This is a genomic window from Mycobacterium sp. NAZ190054, assembly GCF_001545925.1.
Lineage (GTDB): Bacteria > Actinomycetota > Actinomycetes > Mycobacteriales > Mycobacteriaceae > Mycobacterium.
Map to the genome: position 1 here is coordinate 1 of NZ_LMVQ01000302.1, position 4,348 is coordinate 4,348.

The 4,348-nt window shown below is 71.1% G+C and carries 5 protein-coding genes and 2 pseudogenes; 3 read left to right on the top strand and 4 right to left on the bottom strand.

Annotated elements, in window-relative coordinates:
- Positions 1-123 (top strand): annotated as a pseudogene (locus tag ASJ79_RS31280) (thiamine pyrophosphate-binding protein); the annotation flags it as partial.
- A 205-nt stretch (positions 124-328) separates the two neighbouring features.
- Here ASJ79_RS31280 and ASJ79_RS19635 read toward each other — a convergent pair.
- Positions 329-1,096 (bottom strand): CPBP family intramembrane glutamic endopeptidase, encoded by a 768-nt coding sequence (locus tag ASJ79_RS19635; RefSeq protein WP_067958781.1) that lies wholly within the window; start codon positions 1,094-1,096, stop codon positions 329-331.
- Positions 1,097-1,133: 37 nt separating this feature from the next.
- Positions 1,134-1,943 (bottom strand): DUF2470 domain-containing protein, encoded by an 810-nt coding sequence (locus ASJ79_RS19640; RefSeq protein WP_067958783.1) that lies wholly within the window; start codon positions 1,941-1,943, stop codon positions 1,134-1,136.
- A 112-nt stretch (positions 1,944-2,055) separates the two neighbouring features.
- Between ASJ79_RS19640 and pheA the strand changes: the two genes are divergently transcribed.
- Both pheA and ASJ79_RS19650 read left to right on the top strand, forming a co-directional pair.
- A complete protein-coding gene (gene pheA, locus ASJ79_RS19645; RefSeq protein WP_067958787.1) occupies positions 2,056-2,991 on the top strand; it encodes a prephenate dehydratase in 936 nt (311 codons plus the stop codon).
- Positions 2,988-3,680: a histidine phosphatase family protein gene (locus ASJ79_RS19650; RefSeq protein ID WP_067958788.1), complete on the top strand. Its 693-nt coding sequence runs from the start codon at positions 2,988-2,990 to the stop codon at positions 3,678-3,680. Before pheA ends, ASJ79_RS19650 begins: the two co-directional genes overlap by 4 nt.
- Here ASJ79_RS19650 and ASJ79_RS19655 read toward each other — a convergent pair.
- Positions 3,660-3,860, bottom strand: a complete 201-nt coding sequence (locus tag ASJ79_RS19655; RefSeq protein WP_067958790.1) for a hypothetical protein — start codon at positions 3,858-3,860, stop codon at positions 3,660-3,662. The two genes, ASJ79_RS19650 and ASJ79_RS19655, sit on opposite strands and share 21 nt — an antisense overlap.
- Positions 3,857-4,265: pseudogene (locus tag ASJ79_RS19660) on the bottom strand (metallopeptidase family protein). The gene ASJ79_RS19655 and the pseudogene ASJ79_RS19660 overlap by 4 nt, the downstream one beginning before the upstream one ends.
- Positions 4,266-4,348 lie beyond the last annotated feature (83 nt).

A 4,348-nucleotide genomic window follows, 5' to 3' on the forward strand; every position in this document is an offset into this window, starting at 1 on the left:
CGCGTCGAGAACAACTCGGCGTTCGGCGCCGACGGGTACGCCAGGGCCGGCGGTGAGGTCGGCGTGCTGTTCCTGTCCACCGGGCCGGGCGCGTTGACGGCGTTGGGCGCGCTGCAGGAGGCGGGGCCGGTCTGCGCGCCGGGGTCGGCGGGTTGGGTGGCCACGCGGGACGGAAGTTCGGGTCGCGGCGGATCACCTGTGACGGCTCGCGACGGCCCGGGGCTCCGCGCCGCGGCGGCGGCGGAACCGGCCCGGGGAACGGCGGCCGCTTGTCGGTCACCACAAGAATGTACGCGCAGAAAAGGTCGCGGCCGGTGAGCCCGCGCGGTCAGAGCAGCCAGTCGAGCCGGTGGTAGAGCAGTGAATACCCGACGAACGCGACGGCGTCGATCAGCGTGTGCGCGACGATCAGCGGCCACAGCCGCCCGGTGCGCTGATACACGTAGCCGAACACCAGTCCCATCGCGATGTTGCCCAGGCCCGCGCCGAACCCCTGATAGAGGTGATAGGCCCCGCGCAGCAGGCTGGACACCACCAGCGCCGGCCACGGACCGACGTTCAGCTGGCGCAACCGGGTCAGCAGGAACCCGACCACGACGACCTCCTCGGCCCAGCCGTTGCCGAAGGACAGCAACAACAGCAGCGGGATGCGCCACCAGGTGTCGTTGAGTTCGGCGGGCTCGACGGCCGCGTTGAGTCCCAGCAATCGGGCGATCTGGTAGAGCGCCAGCCCGGGCACGCCGATCAGCAGGGCCAGCCCGACACCGCCATGCATGTCCGGACGCCACCGGATCGGGGTCAGGCCGATGCGGGCCGGCCCGTCCCCACCGCGCCACAGCAGGTACACCGCGAGCGCACCCCAGGCCAGCAGCTGGAAGAGTCTGGCCAGGTTCAAGCCGAGATCGATCAGGTCGAACGGCGAGCGCTTCGGGTTGAGTGCGACGGTCTGGCCGGCCAGCCCGAGCAGGACACTCTCGATCAGGCTGAGCAGCGCCGTGTACCCGCTGAGCGCGAAGGTGACCGCCAGCACGACGCCGATCTCGATGCGCAGCGCGCGGCGCCGCGCGTCGGTGGGTTCTTCGCCGGTCGCAGTCACCGCAGTCACGGTAGCGGTCCCCGGACCGCGGGGCGGTTCAGGCGCCGCGGGCGCGCAGGCCGTTGAGGAACGGGCACCCCATCAGGACCCGGATGGCCTGGCTGAGGCCGGTCACGTCGTCGACGGGACGGGCGAACGGCAACCGCACGTCGTGGTCGCCGTCCTCGCCCTCCACACGCAGTTGCACGCCGTAGCGGTCCAGTCCCAGCGGCCGCACGCGGCCCTGGCGCAGCGCGGTGGGCAGCCGGGTCGCGAGCCGGTCGACCACGTCGCGGTGCGCGGACTCCATGTGCTGCAACCAGCAGGACTCCATGGCGCAGAACGGATCCGGCCGGGCATCGAGCAAGGCGCCGAGCGCGACGGACTCCGCGCCGGTCGAATCGGCGACCACGACCGACTCGATCTCCAGCCGCATCAGCGCGTACCGGGTGTCGTCGCGGGGCGCGCCATGGTTCTGCTCTCGCGAGGTGACCTGCAGCAGAGCGGGATTCGGGTCCGAGGCGGCGATCAGATCCAGCAGCGCGGGGACTTCGCCGAGGGGGACGTCGCGCAACCCGCCCTGGATCCAGACCAGCGACCGCACCGGTTCGCGCAACGGCAGCGGCGCGTAGTCCGTCATCTCCAGGACGGCCTGGATGCCGGCGCTGCCCGCCGAGACGGCCGTCGCGGTCAGCGGGCCGTCGACGGGCACGGTGATCGCGAACGACCCGTCCTCGAGCAGGTGGTGCACCGGGGTGGTGACGGGGTCGAGGCCTTCGACGGCGATCATCGCGCCGCCGGCCCGCGAGCATGCGCTGCGGATCCGCTCTGCGGTTGTGGGAGCTGAAGTCACTGCCGGTGCTGCCATCGCCGCCTCCTCGGGTTGGTAAGGTGAGGCTAACTTAACTAGCCGGGAGGTGGCTGCGCAAGGTCTTCGCGCAGCGGAATGGGATTACCGGGTCAACCGATAGGGTGGTGCAGTGCCCGGCATCGCATACCTCGGCCCGGAGGGGACATTCACCGAGGCGGCGCTACGCGCCATCGAAGCCAACGGGTTGATCCCGTCCGCGACGCCGGACACCGGCCCTGAGCCCGTCACCCGGATCGCCACCGACAGCACCTCCGCCGCGCTGGCCGCGGTGCGCTCCGGCGACGCGCACTACGCGTGCGTGCCGATCGAGAACTCGATCGACGGCTCGGTGATACCCACGATGGACAGCCTGGCCGCCGGCACCCCGTTGCAGATCTTCGCCGAGTTGACCCTCGACGTGGCGTTCACGATCGCGGTGCGCCCGGGGACCGTCGCCGGGGACGTGCGCACCATCGCCGCATACCCGGTGGCCGCCGCGCAGGTGAAGCACTGGCTCGCCGAGTATTTGCCGAACGCCGAAGTGGTGCCTGCCAATTCGAACGCCGCAGCCGCACAGGACGTGGCCGCCGGCCGTGCCGACGCCGGTGTCAGCACCGCGCTGGCCGCCGAACGGTACAGCCTGGACCCGCTGGCCGCCGGCGTGGTGGACGAACCCAACGCCCGCACCCGGTTCGTGCTGGCCGGCCGGCCGGGCCGGCCCCCGGAACGCACCGGCGCCGACCGGACCTCGGTGGTGCTGCAACTGGCCAACGTCCCCGGCGCGCTGGTCTCGGCGATGGCCGAACTCGCCGTCCGCGACATCGACCTGACCAGCATCGAATCCCGGCCCACCCGCACCGAGCTGGGCACCTACAAATTCTTCCTCGACTTCGTCGGACACATCGACGACGTCTCGGTCGCCGAGGCGTTGCGGGCGCTGTACCGCCGCTGCGCCGACGTGCGCTACCTGGGGTCGTGGCCGACGGGCGAGATGGTCGGCGCCGCGCCGCCGCCGATGGACGACGCGACGGCGTGGTTGAACCGGCTCAGGGAGGGCGGGTCGTGAGCGGACGTCTGGTGCTGGTGCGGCACGGCCAGACCCACAGCAACGTCGCGCGCCGGCTCGACACCAGGCCGCCCGGGGCCGAACTCACCGATCTCGGCCGCGAACAGGCCCGCTCGTTCGCCCGGACGCTGTACCGTCCGCCGGCGATGGTCGCCCATTCGATCGCCGTCCGGGCCGTCCAGACCGCCGATCACATCGCCGCGGAGATCACCGCGCCGGCGCACGGCAGACAGGCGTTCGAGGGCCTGCACGAGGTGCAGGTGGGCGAGCTGGAGGACCGCACCGACGAGGCGGCACACGACGAGTTCAACGCCGTGTACCGGCGCTGGCACGAGGGCGAACTGGACCTCGCGATGCCCGGTGGTGAGACCGCTCAGCAGGTGCTCGACCGGTACGTGCCGGTGCTCGACCAGCTGCGCATGCGCTATCTCGACGACGCGGCCTGGCACGGCGACATCGTCGTCGTCAGCCACGGCGCGGCGATCCGGCTGGTGTCCGCGGTGCTGTCCGGGGTGGACAGCCGCTTCGCCGTCGACCACCATCTGGCCAACACCGAATCGGTGGTGCTGGCCCCGATCACCGACGGGCGCTGGAGCTGCGTGCAGTGGGGCAAGTTGACCCCGCCGTTCGTACCCGACGCGCCGGTGACGAGCAGTGTCGAGGCGGGCTCAACCGACCCGATGGGCTGAGACCGCCGCCGTCTCGTCGCAGACGCATCCGACCGCGCCGCAGTCGAGGTGGATCTCGTGAACGCTGTCGGCGGCGACGCAGTCGTCCTCGGTGCATTCGGGCCGGCGGTAGGCGTGATGGATGAGCGCCCCGTGGCAGTGCTCCAGCCCCAGGCGGCAGGCGCGGCACTGATTGGTCATGTGCCGTTCATAGCACCCGCCGGTGACGGATCCGGGTTGCCGCGCGGCTGTTTCGCGAATGGGTCAGGCCCAGCCGAGCTCGTGCAGCCGCTCGTCGTCGATGCCGAAATGATGGGCGATCTCGTGGATGACGGTGATGGCCACCTCGTCGACCACCTCCGCCTCGCTGTCACAGATGTCCAGCAGTGCCTCGCGGTAGATGGTGATGGCGTCGGGTAACGATCCGGCGGCATACCAGGAGTCCCGTTCGGTCAGCGCGACGCCCTCGTAGAGGCCGAGCAGGTCGGGTTCGTCCTCGTTGCGGTCGGCCACGAGGACGACCACGTTGTCGATGGCCGACGCCAGCTGCGGTGGGATCAGGTCGAGTGCGTCGCCGACCAACTCCTCGAACCGTTGCGGGCTCATCCGCGGCCCCCCGCTACCGATCCCAACTTTCGGCGGGGGTGTCGGGGCGGGCCGGTACGTTGTGCGTCCATGGCATCCCCAAG